General features: G+C 73.5%; 11 protein-coding genes and 1 riboswitch. Of the genes, 9 read left to right on the top strand and 2 right to left on the bottom strand.

Going from position 1 to position 15,184, the window contains the following annotated elements:
* Nucleotides 1-81 precede the first annotated feature (81 nt).
* Both ABFX81_RS28230 and ABFX81_RS28225 read right to left on the bottom strand, forming a co-directional pair.
* Nucleotides 82-1,209, bottom strand: coding sequence for an alpha/beta hydrolase (locus tag ABFX81_RS28230; RefSeq protein WP_346138844.1), 1,128 nt, complete (start codon nt 1,207-1,209; stop codon nt 82-84).
* 202 nt (nt 1,210-1,411) lie between these two features.
* Entirely contained in the window at nt 1,412-2,143 is a 732-nt protein-coding gene (locus ABFX81_RS28225; protein WP_086850356.1) for a class II aldolase/adducin family protein, read from the bottom strand.
* A gap of 252 nt (nt 2,144-2,395) precedes the next feature.
* Here ABFX81_RS28225 and ABFX81_RS28220 point away from each other — a divergent pair, with 252 nt between their 5' ends.
* The 9 genes from ABFX81_RS28220 to cobI all read left to right on the top strand — a co-directional run bounded on the left by ABFX81_RS28220 (nt 2,396) and on the right by cobI (nt 15,177).
* Nucleotides 2,396-3,640, top strand: a complete 1,245-nt coding sequence (locus ABFX81_RS28220; protein WP_086850355.1) for an inorganic phosphate transporter — start codon at nt 2,396-2,398, stop codon at nt 3,638-3,640.
* A gap of 34 nt (nt 3,641-3,674) precedes the next feature.
* Nucleotides 3,675-3,896: a hypothetical protein gene (locus ABFX81_RS28215; RefSeq protein ID WP_033310903.1), complete on the top strand. Its 222-nt coding sequence runs from the start codon at nt 3,675-3,677 to the stop codon at nt 3,894-3,896.
* A 129-nt stretch (nt 3,897-4,025) separates the two neighbouring features.
* Nucleotides 4,026-4,165, top strand: a riboswitch (cobalamin riboswitch).
* A gap of 101 nt (nt 4,166-4,266) precedes the next feature.
* Complete coding sequence (locus ABFX81_RS28210; protein WP_086850354.1) at nt 4,267-5,208, top strand: cobalamin biosynthesis protein; 942 nt, start codon at nt 4,267-4,269, stop codon at nt 5,206-5,208.
* Complete coding sequence (locus ABFX81_RS28205) at nt 5,205-6,716, top strand: cobyric acid synthase (protein WP_086850353.1); 1,512 nt, start codon at nt 5,205-5,207, stop codon at nt 6,714-6,716. The genes ABFX81_RS28210 and ABFX81_RS28205 overlap by 4 nt, the downstream gene beginning before the upstream one ends.
* Nucleotides 6,713-10,369 carry a cobaltochelatase subunit CobN gene (cobN, locus tag ABFX81_RS28200; protein WP_346138843.1) on the top strand — a complete coding sequence of 1,219 codons (3,657 nt, stop codon included), beginning with the start codon at nt 6,713-6,715 and terminating at the stop codon, nt 10,367-10,369. The genes ABFX81_RS28205 and cobN overlap by 4 nt, the downstream gene beginning before the upstream one ends.
* Nucleotides 10,366-12,384, top strand: coding sequence for a putative cobaltochelatase (locus ABFX81_RS28195; RefSeq protein WP_086854040.1), 2,019 nt, complete (start codon nt 10,366-10,368; stop codon nt 12,382-12,384). The genes cobN and ABFX81_RS28195 overlap by 4 nt, the downstream gene beginning before the upstream one ends.
* Nucleotides 12,384-12,983: a cob(I)yrinic acid a,c-diamide adenosyltransferase gene (gene cobO, locus ABFX81_RS28190; protein ID WP_086854042.1), complete on the top strand. Its 600-nt coding sequence runs from the start codon at nt 12,384-12,386 to the stop codon at nt 12,981-12,983. Before ABFX81_RS28195 ends, cobO begins: the two co-directional genes overlap by 1 nt.
* Nucleotides 12,977-14,449, top strand: coding sequence for a cobyrinic acid a,c-diamide synthase CobB (locus ABFX81_RS28185; protein ID WP_346138842.1), 1,473 nt, complete (start codon nt 12,977-12,979; stop codon nt 14,447-14,449). Before cobO ends, ABFX81_RS28185 begins: the two co-directional genes overlap by 7 nt.
* Nucleotides 14,446-15,177 carry a precorrin-2 C(20)-methyltransferase gene (gene cobI, locus ABFX81_RS28180; protein ID WP_086851528.1) on the top strand — a complete coding sequence of 244 codons (732 nt, stop codon included), beginning with the start codon at nt 14,446-14,448 and terminating at the stop codon, nt 15,175-15,177. The genes ABFX81_RS28185 and cobI overlap by 4 nt, the downstream gene beginning before the upstream one ends.
* Nucleotides 15,178-15,184 lie beyond the last annotated feature (7 nt).

Here is a 15,184-nt window from a genome sequence, read left to right as displayed (position 1 = left end):
GGGGCGCAGGGGGCGTGAACGGGGGGTGTGCGAGGGCAGGGGGCACTTGAGATGCGAGGGCAGGGGGCACATGAGCAGGGGTCACATGAGGGGTGTCAGGAAACGCCGCAGCGCCTCCTCGTAGCCCTGCGGGTCGGCGTTCCACATCGCTCCGTGGGGCGCGTTGCCGACGGTGCGGAGGGCGACCATGTCGGGGCGGGCGTCGGCGAGCCGGCGGGAGAACTGCCAGGGGGCCACCGTGTCGCCCGGTCCGTGGAAGAGGAGCGCCGGGATCCGGAGCCCGGCGGAGGGGTCCGTGTTCCCGCCGCGGTCGCCGTACAGGCCGGTGCGGCCCTGTGCGGCGCGGACCGCCAGGGGCAGCAGGGCGCCCGGGGTGCGGCGGGCCGCGGCGAGGGCGCGCAAGGTGGTCTCCCAGCTGAGCACCGGGGAGTCCAGGACGAGCCCGGAGACACGGTCACGCAGTCCCGAGCGGGCGGCGGCGCGCAGGGCCATGGTGGCGCCGGTGGACCAGCCGTGCAGGACGACCTGCCGGGCGCCGTAGCGCACGGCGTAGCGGATCGCCGCGTCGAGGTCGCGCCACTCGGTCTCGCCGAGGTGGTTCAGGCCGTCGGGCGGGCGGGGCGCGCCCAGGTCGCCGCGGTAGGCGAGGGCGAGCACCGGGAAGTGGCTGTTGTGCAGGAACTCCATGACGTTCATGGCGAGTTCCCGGGTGGTGCCGAGGCCGTGCACGGCGATCACCCAGGTGTCCCGGGCGCCGGGTACGAACCACGCGGGCAGGGCGCCGAGTTCGCCCGGGATGTCGATGTCGGCGTGTTCGAGGCCGAGGGCGGAGCTCGGGTTGCCGACGTGGACGTTCGGGGTGAGCCAGGCCTTGTCGCCGGGTTTCAGGGTGCCGTGCGTGACGCTCTCCAGGCGGCGCACGACGGTGTCGGCGGTGTCCGAGGCGCCGGCCAGGACGGGGCCGACGACCGCGTGGGTGCCGTTGCCGGACAGGCCGTAGCGGCCGGGCCGCAGGGCGGCCAGGTCCCGGGTGAGGCTGATCTGCCCCGCGGCGGTGCCGTGCACGGTGAGCCGGGGTTCGGTGGGCAGGGGCCGCCCGGGAGGCGCCTTGAGCGCGGCGCCGCTGGCCAACCGCCCGGCGGCCACGGCGGCCGCGCCGACCCCGATCACGGCGGTGACGGCAGCGGCCGTCGCTCTGGCAGTGCGCACGGCTCCAGTGTCCTGGCGGACCGGGCGAGCGACCAGTGGGAGGAAGCGGCGGGGTGACGGCGACGGAATCGGGGAGGGGCGGTGACACTCGGCCGGGAAGCCCCGCGTACGCCCCGGCGCATAGAGCAGGTACGCGCACCGGGGCATCGGGGGCCGTGCCCGGAGGGTGGGGAGACGCACGCTGTCGTGCGCGCTCGGAAGGTCAGCGGCGCTGGCCGTACCCGCGCAGCTGTTCCTGGACCTCCGCCAGTTGCTCCCCGGACAGCAGGCTCGGGGACAGGCCCGGTACCGATGCGGCGGTCAGCCACAGGCGGCACATCCATTCCAGCTGGGCGGTGCGGTCGTAGGCCTGGTCCAGTGTCGTGCCGTGGGTGACGGTGCCGTGGTTCTGGAGGAGGCAGCCGGAGCGGTCGGCGAGGGCGCGGAGCATGTTCTCGGCCAACTCGTCGGTGCCGTACGTGGCATACGGGGCAACCCGGACGGGTCCGCCGAGCGCGGCGGCCATGTAGTGGATCAGCGGCAGCTCGCTCACGAGCGTCGAGACGGCCGTCGCGTGCACGGCGTGGGTGTGGACGACGGCGCGGGCGCCGGTCGTGCGGTAGACCGCGAGGTGCATGGGCAGCTCGCTGGTCGGGACGAGCGTGCCGAGGACCTGCCGGCCGTCGAGGTCGACGCCGGTCACGTCGTCCGGCTTCAGGCGGTCGTAGGGGACGCCCGACGGCGTGACCAGGACCGTGTCCCCGACGCGCACCGAGACGTTCCCGGAGGTGCCGACGACGAGTCCGTCGGAGACGGTCCGGCGGGCCGTCGCGACGAGTTCCTCCCAGGCGCGCGCCTCCTGGGGGCGCACACCCCTCCCCTGCGGCTCCCTCGCATCCTGTCCGCCGCCCCGGAGGTCCCTCGCGTCCCGCCCGTCATCTCGCTGCTCAGCCATGCGGCGATCCTGCCAGGCAGGCCCTCGACATGCCGAGCCTGCCGGGTGATCAGGATCTCTTCGACGGGTCACTCGATCGACTGAAACAGTTCGCGTGCGGGGCCTAGCCCGTGGGGGCGCGGGGAGCCTGACAGCAGGGCGGAACGTTAACCCTCGATTGCGGACACCCCTGCGCCCCTCCCAGTTCATCTTCCGTTCACTCGGGTTACCTACGTTCGTCCAGCCAATGACCTCGAACGATTGCCTGGGTAAATGGAAAGCTTCTCGCTGATCCTCGCGATTGTGGTGGTAACCGCACTCGCGTTCGATTTCACGAACGGTTTCCACGACACCGCGAACGCCATGGCGACGACCATTTCCACGGGTGCCATGAGGCCCAAGGTCGCCGTCGCCATGTCCGCCGTCCTCAACCTGGTCGGCGCCTTCCTGTCGGTGGAAGTCGCCAACACGATCTCCAAGGGGCTCGTCGACGAGTCCGGCATCCGTCCCGAGGTCATCTTCGCCGCCCTGGTCGGCGCGATCCTCTGGAACCTGCTGACCTGGCTGGTCGGCCTGCCGTCGAGTTCCTCGCACGCCCTGATGGGCGGCCTGATCGGCGCCACGATCGCCTCGGCGGGCGTCGGCGCGGTGCACGGTGACGTCCTGGTCACCAAGGTGCTGATCCCGGCGATCGCCGCCCCGCTGGTCGCGGGCATCGCGGCGCTGCTCGCCACGCGGCTGACGTACTCACTCGGCAAGAAGGCCGACGGCAAGGCCTCCGAGAAGGGCTACCGCGCCGGCCAGATCGCCTCCGCGGGCCTGGTCTCCCTGGCCCACGGCACCAACGACGCCCAGAAGACGATGGGTGTCATCACCCTCGCCCTGGTCGCCGGCGGCGCCGTCGCCCCCGACTCCGACCCGCCCATGTGGGTCATCCTGTCGGCGGGTATCGCCATCGCGCTCGGCACGTACCTCGGCGGCTGGCGCATCATCCGCACCATGGGCAAGGGCCTGACCGACCTCCGGCCGCAGCAGGGCTTCGCCGCCCAGACCAGCGCGGCCACGGTCATCCTGGCCTCCTCGCACCTCGGCTTCTCGCTCTCCACGACCCACTCCGTGTCGGGCTCCGTGATGGGCGCGGGCCTCGGCCGCAAGGGCGGCGTCGTCCGCTGGTCGACGGCGACGCGGATGTTCGTCGCGTGGGGTCTGACGCTGCCGGCGGCGGCCCTGGTGGCCGCGCTCGCCGAGTACGTCACGGGCTTCGGCAGCTGGGGTACCGCGGTGGTGGCCGTCTTCCTCGTCGCCTCCAGCGCGGCGATCTGGAAGATCTCGCGGCGTGAGGTCGTCGACCACACCAACGTCAACGACACCGACGAGGCGGAGCCGGCCGGTGTGGTGACCACGGCGATGGCCGCGGTGACGCCGCCGCCGGCCGGCACGGCGACGGAGGACCCGGTGCCGTCGTTCCCGGCCCAGGCCGCCGCCGAGCGGACGCCCTCGACGACCACCACCGTCTGACCCCGCCGACCGGTAACAAGGAAGAGTCTCCGATATGAAGATCGACTGGGCGGCCCTCGGCTCCGTCTTCGGTGTCAGCCTCGTGGTCACCGTGGCCCTGGTGGCCCTGTTCACCCTCGGCATCACCGGCCTGTCCCGCCGCGAACGGGCGGTGGCCCAGGGCGGATCCGCGGGCCTCGCGGTCACCGGCGCGTACGCGTGCTTCGCCGCGTGCGCGGCGGCTGTGGGATACGGGATCTATCTGATCGTGGCCTGACGGCCTGTCCGCACGAGGTTCCCGCCGGGCGGGACAGGACTTCGGTCCTGTCCCGCCCGGTCGTCGTGTGGCAGGGGGCGGTGTGGGCTTCTCCACAGTCTCCCCTCGCAGGTCAACGGCAAGTTGACGGCTGTTCCCGGCCGTGGTGGACTGCCGGGGCCAGTAACGGCGGCAGGAGAGGAAGCCGGTGGAAGTCCGGCGCGGTCCCGCCACTGTCACCGGGGTAGCGATCCCCGGGAGCCAGGAACTCTCACCGCCGGTCTAGTCGAACCAGGGCGTGGACACCCTGAGTGAGGACATATCGCCATGCGCGGCTGCCGATCGAGGTTCAGCACCCCACCCCTGCCCGCTCCTGTGACCGGCTGAGCCCATGGGTGCCGGTCGCGTCTTCGCGTACGGCGCCGCCGCCGGTCTGATCGGTGACCTGCTGCTCGGCGATCCTCGCCGGGGGCATCCGGTCGCCGTGTTCGGGCGGGCCGCGGGCGCCGTGGAACGGGTGTTGTGGCGGGACCACCGGGGGTGGGGCGCGCTGCACACCGTGGTGTGCGCCGGAGGAGCCGTCGCGCTCGGGGGCGTCGCCGCGCGTGCCGCGCGTGACTCCGCCGTCGCCTCCGTCGCGCTGACCGGCGCCGCCACCTGGGCCGTGGTCGGGGGGACTTCGCTCGCACGGGAGGCGCGGGCCATCGGGCGTGCCCTGGAGGCGGGGGACGTCGACGGGGCCCGGGCGCGGCTGCCGCACCTGTGCGGGCGGGATCCGCAGGCGCTCGACGCCGACGGGATCGCCCGGGCCGTGGTCGAGTCCGTCGCCGAGAACACCTCCGACGCGGTCGTGGGGGCGCTCGTGTGGGGGGCCGCCGGCGGTGTGCCGGGGCTCCTCGGCTTCCGGGCCGTCAACACCCTCGACGCCATGGTCGGGCACAAGTCGGCCCGGTACCGGCGCTACGGGTGGGCCTCCGCGCGGCTGGACGATCTCGCGGGCTGGCCGGGGGCCCGGCTGACCGCCGTGCTCGCGACCCTGGCCGGGGACGACCCACGGGGAGCCGTACGAGCCTGGCGGGCCGATGCCGGCAAGCATCCGAGCCCCAACGCCGGGCCCGTCGAAGCCTCGTTCGCGGGGGCGCTCGGGGTGCGGCTGGGCGGCACCTTGTCGTACGGCGGGCGCGTCGAGCACCGGCCCGTGCTCAACGGGGCGGGGCGCGGTGTCGGCACCCGGGACATCGAACGGGCCGTACGGCTGTCCAGGCGTGTCGGCTGGCTCGCGCTCGGCGTCTGTGTCGCCGCGCGCCACATCGTGAAAGGGCGTACGTCATGACGGGCGGTGGGCTTCTCGTCGCCGGTACCACCTCCGACGCGGGCAAGAGCGTCGTGACCGCCGGGATCTGCCGGTGGCTGGTGCGGCAGGGCGTCAAGGTCGCGCCGTTCAAGGCGCAGAACATGTCCCTCAACTCCTTCGTGACGAAGGAAGGCGCCGAGATCGGGCGGGCGCAGGCCATGCAGGCGCAGGCCTGCCGCGTCGAGCCGACCGCGCTGATGAACCCGGTGCTGCTCAAGCCCGGTGGCGAGCGGAGCAGTCAGGTCGTGCTGCTGGGCAAGCCGGTCGGGGAGCTCAGCGCACGCGGGTACCACGGCGGACGGCAGCAGAAGCTGCTCGGGACCGTGCTGGACTGCCTGGAGCAGTTGCGGGGCACGTATGACGCGGTGATCTGTGAGGGGGCGGGCAGTCCCGCCGAGATCAATCTGCGGCGGACCGACATCGTCAACATGGGGATCGCCCGCAACGCCGGGCTCCCCGTGCTCGTCGTCGGCGACATCGACCGGGGCGGTGTCTTCGCCTCGTTCTTCGGGACCGTCGCGCTGCTGTCGCCCGAGGACCAGGAGTGCGTCGCCGGGTTCCTCGTGAACAAGTTCCGGGGGGACGTGTCCCTGCTGGAGCCGGGCCTCGACATGCTCGAGGGGCTCACCGGGCGGCGTACGTACGGCGTTCTGCCCTTCCGGCACGGGCTGGGGATCGACGAGGAGGACGGGCTGCGCGTCTCCCTGCGGGGGACGGTCCGGGAGTCCGTCGTGGCCCCGCCGGTCGGCGAGGACGTGCTGCGCGTCGCCGTGTGCGCCGTTCCGCTGATGTCCAACTTCACGGACGTGGACGCGCTGGCCGCCGAACCGGGTGTCGTGGTGCGGTTCGTGGACCGGCCGGAGGAACTCGCCGACGCCGACCTCGTCATCGTGCCCGGGACCCGGGGGACGGTCCGTGCGCTGGAGTGGCTGCGGGAGCGCGGGCTGGCCGGCGCGCTCGTGCGCAGGGCCGCCGAGCAGCGGCCCGTCCTCGGGATATGCGGCGGCTTCCAGATCCTCGGCGAGCACATCGAGGACGACGTGGAGAGCCGCCGGGGTCATGTCGAGGGCCTCGGGATCCTGCCCGTGCGGGTGCGGTTCGCCCGCGAGAAGACCCTCACGCGGCCTGCGGGCGAGGCCCTCGGGGAGCGCGTCGAGGGCTACGAGATCCATCACGGCGTCGCCGACGTCACCGGAGGGGCCTCCTTCTTGGACGGCTGCCGGGTCGGCCAGACCTGGGGCACGCACTGGCACGGCTCGCTGGAGTCGGACGGGTTCCGGCGGGCCTTCCTGCGCGAGGTGGCGGCCGCCGCGGGGCGCCGCTTCGTACCGGCGCCGGACACCTCGTTCGCCGCGCTGCGCGAGGAGCAGCTCGACCGGCTCGGCGACCTGATCGAACAGCACGCGGACACGGACGCGCTGTGGCGGCTCATCGAGTCGGGCGCGCCGCGAGGACTGCCCTTCATTCCACCGGGAGCGCCCGCATGAGCACTGTGTTGTTGTTGTCGACCGCCGACACGGACCTGCTGGCGGCCCGGGCCGCCGCCGGAGCCTCGTACCGGATCGGCAACCCGACCCGTGTGGACGTCCAGGAGGAGCTTCCTGCACTCCTCGACGGCGCGGACATCGCCGTCGTGCGGCTGCTCGGCGGCAAGCGGGCCTGGGAGGACGGGCTCGCCGCGCTGAAGGCGTCCGGCGTCCCGACCGTGCTGCTGGGCGGAGAGGCGGTGCCCGACGCGGAGCTGATGGCCGAGTCGTCGGTGCCCGCCGGTGTCGTGGCGGAGGCGCTGAAGTACCTCGTGGAGGGCGGGCCGGCCAACCTCACCGAGCTGGCGCGGTTCCTGTCCGACACCGTGCTGCTCACGGGCGAGGGCTTCGCCGCGCCGCAGCGGATGCCGGAGTACGGCGTCCGGGGCGAGCGCGCCCGGGCCGGGGGCCGGCCGACCGTCGGCGTGCTCTTCTACCGGGCGCACGAACTGAGCGGCAACACCGCCTTCGTGGACACCCTGTGCGACGCGATCGAGGCACGGGGCGCCAACGCGCTTCCCGTGTACTGCGGTTCGCTGCGCGGGGCCGACGCGGGGCTGTACGAGATCCTCGGGCGGGCGGACGCCCTCGTCGCCACCGTCCTCGCCGCCGGCGGCGCCCACGCCTCGCAGGCCTCGGCGGGCGGTGACGAGGAGTCCTGGGACATCGGCGCCCTCGCCGAACTGAACATCCCCGTGCTGCAAGGGCTGTGCCTGACGTCCTCGCGGCGCGCCTGGGAGGCCTCCGACGCCGCCCTGTCCCCCATGGACGCCGCGATGCAGGTGGCGATCCCGGAGTTCGACGGGCGGCTGATCACCGTGCCGTTCTCCTTCAAGGAGCAAGGCGCGGACGACGTGCCCGTGTACGTCGCCGACCCGGAGCGGGCCGCACGGGTCGCCGGGATCGCCGTACGGCACGCGCGGTTGAGGCACAAGGCGAACGCCGACAAGCGCCTCGCGCTGGTCTTCACCGCGTACCCGACCAAGCACTCCCGGGTCGGCAACGCCGTCGGGCTGGACACCCCGGCCTCGGCGGTACGGGTGTTGGACGCCCTCAGGGACGCCGGGTACGGCCTCACCGAGTACCCCGAGGGCGGTGACGAGCTGATCCACCGGCTCATCGCGGCCGGCGGGCACGACGTGGAGTGGCTGACGGACGAGCAGTTGGCCGCCGCGCCCGCGCGGGTGCCGCTGGCGGACTACCGGGCCTGGTTCGAGAAACTCGACCCGGAGCTGAGGGACGCCATGACCGAGGCGTGGGGCGAGCCGCCGGGCAGCCTCTACGTCGACGGGGACGACATCGTGCTGGCGTCGCTGCAGTTCGGGAACGTCGTGGTGATGATCCAGCCGCCGCGCGGCTTCGGGGAGAACCCGATCGCGATCTACCACGACCCGGACATGCCGCCGTCCCACCACTACCTGGCGGCCTACCGCTGGCTGGAGAACAGTTTCGGCGCCGACGCGATCGTGCACATGGGCAAGCACGGCACCCTGGAGTGGCTGCCCGGCAAGGGCCTCGGGCTCAGCGGCGGGTGCGCCCCGGACGCCGTGCTCGGGGAGCTGCCGCTGATCTACCCGTTCATCGTCAACGACCCGGGAGAGGGCACCCAGGCCAAGCGGCGCGGGCACGCCACGGTCGTCGACCACCTGGTGCCGCCGATGGCCCGTGCCGACACCTACGGCGACCTGGCCAAGCTGGAGCAGCTCCTGGACGAGTACGCGCTCGTCTCCGACCTGGACCCGGCGAAGGCCCCGGCCGTGCGCGCGCAGATCTGGACCCTCGTCAAGGCCGCCGAGCTGCACCACGACCTGCATGTCGACGAGCAGCCGGACGACGAGGCGTTCGACGAGTTCGTCATGCACATCGACGGCTATCTGTGCGAGATCAAGGACGTGCAGATCCGGGACGGCCTGCACATCCTGGGCGGCGGCCCGGTCGGTGAACCGCGCGTCAACCTCGTGCTGGCGGTGCTGCGCGCCTCGCAGGTGTGGGGCGGGCAGGCCGACGCGCTGCCGGGGCTCAGGGCGGCACTGGCGGAGCACTTCGGGCTGGTGGAGAAGGATCTGCTGGCCGAGCCGGGCGCTCCGGTGAAGGTGCCGGCGGGGCTGACGGGCCTGGTGGCGGGACCGGCCCGCACCGCCGCCGACGCGATCGACCTGCTGGAGCAGCTGTGCCGGCGGATCGCGCAGGGCATGGAGGAGCGCGGCTGGGCGGTCGCCGAGGTCCCGGCGCTGGTCCGGGAGGTGCTCGGCAGGGACGTCGCCGACGCCGTGGCGGTGCTGGAGTTCGCCTGCACCGAGGTCGTGCCGCGGCTGGCCAGGACCACCGACGAGATCGGGCACATCCTGCGGGCCCTGGACGGCGGTTACGTCCCCGCGGGTCCCTCCGGTTCGCCGACCCGCGGCCTGGTCAACGTCCTGCCGACGGGACGCAACTTCTACTCCGTCGACCCGAAGGCGATCCCGTCCCGGCTGAGCTGGGAGGTCGGGCAGTCGCTCGCGGACTCGCTGGTGCAGCGGTATCTGACCGACACGGGTGAGTACCCGAAGTCCGTAGGCCTGACGGTGTGGGGCACCTCGGCGATGCGCACCCAGGGCGACGACATCGCCGAGATCCTGGCGCTGCTGGGCTGCCGGCCGGTGTGGGACGACGCCTCGCGCCGGGTGACCGGGTTCGAGGTGATCCCCCCGGAGGAGCTCGGCCGGCCGCGCATCGACGTGACGGTCCGCATCTCGGGTTTCTTCCGGGACGCGTTCCCGCACGTGGTGGGGCTGATCGACGACGCCGTCCGCAAGGTCGCCGGGCTGGACGAGCCCGCCGGGCAGAACTACGTCCGGGCGCACGCCGACGAGGACACCGCCGAGCACGGCGACCGGCGCCGGGCGACCGCCCGGATCTTCGGCTCCAAGCCGGGGGCGTACGGGGCCGGTCTGCTGCCGCTGATCGACGCCCGCAACTGGCGCTCCGACGCGGACCTCGCCGAGGTGTACGCGGTGTGGGGCGGCTACGCCTACGGGCGGGGGCTCGACGGACGGGCCGCGCGCGGGGACATGGAGACGGCGTTCCGGCGGATCGCGGTCGCCGCGAAGAACGTCGACACACGTGAGCACGACCTCGTCGACGCCGACGACTACTTCCAGTACCACGGCGGCATGGTCGCCATGGTCCGCCATCTGACGGGCGCGAGCCCCGAGGCGTACGTCGGCGACTCGGCCACCCCGGACCAGGTGAAGACCCGCACGCTGGGCGAGGAGACGCACCGGGTGTTCCGCGCCCGCGTGGTCAACCCGCGCTGGATGGCGGCCATGCGGCGGCACGGCTACAAGGGCGCCTTCGAGATGGCCGCGACCGTGGACTACCTGTTCGGGTACGACGCCACGGCCGGGGTCGTGGACGACTGGATGTACGAGAAACTCAGCGCCGAGTACGTCTTCGACCCCGAGAACCGGGAGTTCATGAAGACGTCCAACCCCTGGGCGCTGCGCGGCATCACCGAGCGGCTGCTGGAGGCCGCCGACCGCGGACTGTGGGCGGAGCCGGACGCGGAGACGCTGGACCGGCTGCGTGCCACGTACCTGGAGCTCGAAGGCGACTTGGAAGGTGACGACAAGTGAGCACCCCGTTCCCGTTCACGGCCGTGGTGGGCCAGGACGACCTGCGGCTCGCGCTGCTGCTGAACGCCGTGTCGCCGGCGGTCGGCGGTGTGCTGGTGCGCGGTGAGAAGGGCACCGCCAAGTCGACGGCCGTGCGGGCGCTGTCCGCGCTCATGCCGGAGGTGGACGTCGTCCCCGAGTGCCGCTTCTCCTGCGACCCCGGCTCCCCCGACCCCGCCTGCCCGGACGGGCCGCACGCGCCGGGAGCCGACGGCCGGTCCCGTCCGGCCCGGATGGTCGAGCTGCCCGTCGGCGCCTCGGAGGACCGGCTGGTGGGCGCCCTGGACATCGAGCGGGCGTTGTCGGAGGGCGTGAAGGCCTTCGAACCGGGCCTGCTCGCCGCCGCGCACCGCGGCATCCTCTACGTCGACGAGGTCAACCTCCTCCACGACCACCTGGTCGACCTGCTGCTGGACGCGGCCGCGATGGGCGCCTCGTACGTGGAACGCGAAGGCGTCTCCGTACGGCACGCGGCCCGCTTCCTGCTCGTCGGCACCATGAACCCCGAGGAGGGCGAACTGCGGCCGCAGTTGCTCGACCGGTTCGGGCTGACCGTCGAGGTCGCGGCCTCGCGGGAGCCCGAGCAGCGGGTGGAGGTCGTCAGGCGGCGGCTCGCCTACGACGCCGATCCGGCCGGTTTCGCGGCCCGGTGGGCGGACGAGGAGGCCGACGTACGGGCGCGGATCGTCGCGGCGCGGGAGCTGCTGCCGTCCGTGCGGCTGGGCGACGGGGCGCTGCGGCAGATCGCGGCGACCTGCGCGGCCTTCGAGGTCGACGGCATGCGCGCCGACATCGTGATGGCGCGCACGGCGACGGCGCTGGCGGCCTGGGCGGGGCGTACGGACGTGCTCGCGGAGGACGTCCGGCAGGCCGCGCTGCTCGCGCTGCCGCACCGGCGGCGGCGCAACCCCTTCGACGCGCCGGGTCTTGACGAGGACAAGCTGGACGAAACCCTGGAGGAGTTCTCCGGGGACGACGACCCGGACCAGGACCCCGACCCGGACCCGGACCAGGGGCCGGACGGGCCCGGTGGGGGCGGCGGGCAGCCGGAGCCCGACGACGGGTCGCAGGGCGACGACACCGGGGCCACGCCCGAGGCCGGGGAGAACGGGCAGCCGCAGCCGTCGGGCGCCGGTGAGCAGTCGGCCGTACGGTCGGCCGAGCCGTTCCGGACCAAGGTGCTGAGCGTGCCCGGGATCGGCGAGGGCGCCGCCGGGCGGCGTTCGCGGGCGCGGACCGAGCACGGGCGCACGACCGGCTCCCGGCGGCCCCGGGGAACCCTCACGAAGCTGCACCTGGCGGCGACCGTGCAGGCCGCGGCCCCGCACCAGCGGGCACGCGGGCGGTCCGGGCCGGGGCTGGTGGTGCGCCGGGACGATCTGCGGCAGGCCACCCGCGAGGGGCGCGAGGGCAATCTCGTGCTGTTCGTCGTGGACGCCTCCGGGTCGATGGCGGCGCGGCAGCGGATGAGTGCCGTGAAGGGGGCCGTGCTGTCGCTGCTGCTGGACGCCTACCAGCGGCGGGACAAGGTGGGGCTGGTGACGTTCCGGGGTTCGGGCGCGGACGTCGCGCTGCCGCCGACCTCGTCCGTGGACGCGGCCGCGGGCCGGCTGGAGTCGCTGCCGACCGGCGGGCGCACGCCGCTCGCCGCCGGGCTGCTGCGCGCGCACGACGTGCTGCGGGTGGAGCGGCTGCGGGATCCGGCACGGCGGCCGCTGGTCGTGCTGGTGACGGACGGGCGGGCCACCGGGGGCCCGGAGCCGGTCGCCCTGGCCGGGCGGGCGGCACGGCTGTTCGCGGCCGAGGGCGTCGCGTCCGTCGTCGTGGACTGCGAGGCCGGGCCGGTGCGGCTCGGGCTCGCCGGGCAGCTCGCCGGTGAACTGGGCGGCACCGCTGTGACGCTGGACGAGCTGCGGGCCGACTCGATCGCCGGGCTGGTCAGGGATGTGCAGGGAACTTCGAGGAGGGCCGCGTAATGCCGCAGGGACAGCCGAGTGTCATTCCGGACGACGGTCTGACGACCCGACAGCGCCGGAACCGGCCGCTCGTGGTCGTGCACACGGGCGTCGGCAAGGGCAAGTCGACCGCCGCCTTCGGGCTCGCGCTGCGGGCCTGGAACCAGGGCTGGCCGATCGGGGTGTTCCAGTTCGTCAAGTCGGCGAAGTGGAAGGTCGGCGAGGAGAACGCGCTGCGTGTGCTCGGCGCCTCCGGCGAGGGCGGGTCCGTCGCCTGGCACAAGATGGGCGAGGGCTGGTCCTGGGTGCAGCGCGACGCGCAGCTCGACAACGAGGAGAAGGCCCGGGAGGGCTGGGAGCAGGTCAAGCGGGACCTGGCGGCGGAGACGTACCGGTTGTACGTGCTGGACGAGTTCGCCTACCCGATGCACTGGGGGTGGATCGACACCGACGAGGTCGTGGACGTCCTGCGCAACCGGCCCGGCACCCAGCATGTGGTCATCACGGGGCGCAACGCTCCCGAGAAGCTCGTGGACTTCGCCGACCTCGTGACCGACATGTCCAAGGTGAAGCACCCGATGGACGCGGGGCAGAAGGGACAGAGGGGCATCGAGTGGTGACGTCCTCGTCCGTGCCCCGGCTGGTCGTCGCCGCGCCCTCCTCGGGCAGTGGCAAGACCACCGTCGCCACGGGGCTGATGGCCGCGTTCGCCGCGCGGGGGCTCGCCGTGTCCCCGCACAAGGTCGGGCCGGACTACATCGACCCCGGGTACCACGCGCTCGCGACCGGGCGGGTGGGGCGGAACCTCGACGCGTACCTGTGCGGGCCGGAGCTGGTCGGGCCGCTGTTCCTGCACGGGGCGCGCGGGTGCGATCTCGCCGTCGTCGAGGGCGTGATGGGGCTGTACGACGGGGCCGCCGGGGAGGGGGAGCTGGCCTCCACGGCTCATGTCGCGAAGCTGTTGCGGGCGCCGGTGGTGCTGGTCGTCGACGCGTCGTCGCAGTCCCGGTCGGTGGCGGCGCTCGTGCACGGGTTCGTCTCCTGGGATCCGGAGGTGCGGGTCGGGGGCGTGATCCTGAACAAGGTCGCGTCGGACCGGCACGAGGTGATGCTGCGGGAGGCGCTGGAGCAGACGGGGGTGCCGGTGCTCGGGGTGTTGCGGCGGGCTCCGCAGGTGGACACGCCGTCGCGGCATCTGGGGCTGGTGCCGGTCGCCGAGCGGCGGGCCGAGGCTGTGGAGGCGGTTGCGGCGATGGCCGCGCAGGTCTCCGACGGTTGTGATCTCGGCGGGCTGATGGAGTTGGCCCGGAGTGCGGGGGTGTTTTCGTGCGAGGCCTGGGATGCGGCTGCGGCTGTGGCTTGCTCGCCCCCGCCGCCCCTACCCGTCCCGTCCTCCAGGGGCTCCGCCCCTTCGACCCCGCCAGGGGGCCCCGCCCCCTGGACCCCCGATCGGCCTGAACCGCCTCGTCCTCAAACGCCGGACGGGCTGGTCCTCGCCGTCGCCGGCGGTGAGGCATTCACCTTCTCCTATGCCGAGAACACCGAGCTGCTCGCCGCCGCCGGTGCCGATGTCGTGCCCTTCGATCCGCTGCGGGACGAGGAACTGCCCGAAGGGACACGGGGATTGGTGATCGGGGGCGGGTTCCCCGAGGTGTACGCCGCCGAGCTGTCCGCCAACGAGCCCCTGCGCAAGGCCGTCGCCGACCTGGCGGAGAGCGGCGCTCCGGTGGCCGCCGAGTGTGCCGGGCTGCTGTATCTGTGCCGGGAGCTGGACGGACTGCCCATGTGCGGGGTGCTGGACGCCGGGGCGCGGATGACCGGGCGGCTGACCCTGGGGTACCGGGACGCCGTGGCCGTCGGCGACAGTGTGCTCGCGGCGGCGGGGACGCGGATGCGGGGCCACGAGTTCCACCGGACCGCCGTGGAGCCCGGGGCGGGGGCCGAACCCGCCTGGGGCCTGCGGACCCCTCAGCGGCGCGTCGAGGGGTTCGTGCAGCGCGGTGTGCACGCGAGCTATCTGCACACGCACTGGGCCGCGGAGCCCGGTGTCGCCCGTCGGTTCGTGGAGAGGTGCCGGACGTCATGAGCAGCAGGCTGGTCGGTGTCGGGGTCGGGCCCGGGGATCCGGAGCTGGTGACCGTCAAGGGCGTGAACGCCCTGCGGGAAGCCGAGGTCGTCGTCGTGCCCGTGATGGACACGGGCGAGCGAGGACGCGCCGAGGCGACCGTGTTGCACTACGTGCCCGAGGAGAAGGTCGTCCGGGTCGTGTTCGCGCTGAACGAGCGGAGCGACCGCGCTCGGCGGGAAGCGGCCTGGGACGCGGCGGGCGAGCGGGTCGCCGAGCTGCTGCGCGGGCACGCGGCCGTCGCCTTCGCGACCATCGGGGATCCCAACGTGTACTCCACGTTCACGTATCTCGCGCAGACCGTCGCCGAGCTGGTGCCTGGCACCGTCGTCGAGACCGTCCCCGGGATCACCGCCATGCAGGACCTCGCCGCGCGGTCGGGCGCCGTACTGACCGAGGGGACCGAGCCCCTCACGCTGGTGCCCGTCACGGCGGGGGAGACGGTGCTCAAGGAGGCCCTCGCCGGGCCCGGGACGGTCGTCGCCTACAAGTTCGGCCGGCAGGCGCACGAGGTCGCCGAGGCGCTGCGGGAGACCGGGCGGATCGGCGACGCGGTGTGGGGGTCGGCGCTGGGGCTGGCGGAGGAGTCGATCCGGTCGGCCGCCGAACTCGGCGGCGTTCCCCTGCCCTACCTGTCGACGCTCATCTCACCGGCGCGGCGCGACGGCGGACGGGGCGGAAAGCTCTGACTCGCCC

Source organism: Streptomyces coeruleofuscus (assembly GCF_039532725.1).
Taxonomy (GTDB): domain Bacteria; phylum Actinomycetota; class Actinomycetes; order Streptomycetales; family Streptomycetaceae; genus Streptomyces; species Streptomyces coeruleofuscus.
This window is presented reverse-complemented; position numbering and strand designations above follow the sequence as displayed.

Bases quoted from the DNA above. Each gene is read 5' to 3' on its own strand.
- cobN (WP_346138843.1), top strand. From the start codon at position 6,713: ATGAGCACTGTGTTGTTGTTGTCGACCGCCGACACGGACCTGCTGGCG.
- ABFX81_RS28215 (WP_033310903.1), top strand. From the start codon at position 3,675: ATGAAGATCGACTGGGCGGCCCTCGGCTCCGTCTTCGGTGTCAGCCTC.
- cobO (WP_086854042.1), top strand. From the start codon at position 12,384: ATGCCGCAGGGACAGCCGAGTGTCATTCCGGACGACGGTCTGACGACC.
- ABFX81_RS28210 (WP_086850354.1), top strand. From the start codon at position 4,267: ATGGGTGCCGGTCGCGTCTTCGCGTACGGCGCCGCCGCCGGTCTGATC.
- ABFX81_RS28205 (WP_086850353.1), top strand. From the start codon at position 5,205: ATGACGGGCGGTGGGCTTCTCGTCGCCGGTACCACCTCCGACGCGGGC.
- ABFX81_RS28220 (WP_086850355.1), top strand. From the start codon at position 2,396: ATGGAAAGCTTCTCGCTGATCCTCGCGATTGTGGTGGTAACCGCACTC.
- ABFX81_RS28225 (WP_086850356.1), bottom strand. From the start codon at position 2,143: ATGGCTGAGCAGCGAGATGACGGGCGGGACGCGAGGGACCTCCGGGGC.
- cobI (WP_086851528.1), top strand. From the start codon at position 14,446: ATGAGCAGCAGGCTGGTCGGTGTCGGGGTCGGGCCCGGGGATCCGGAG.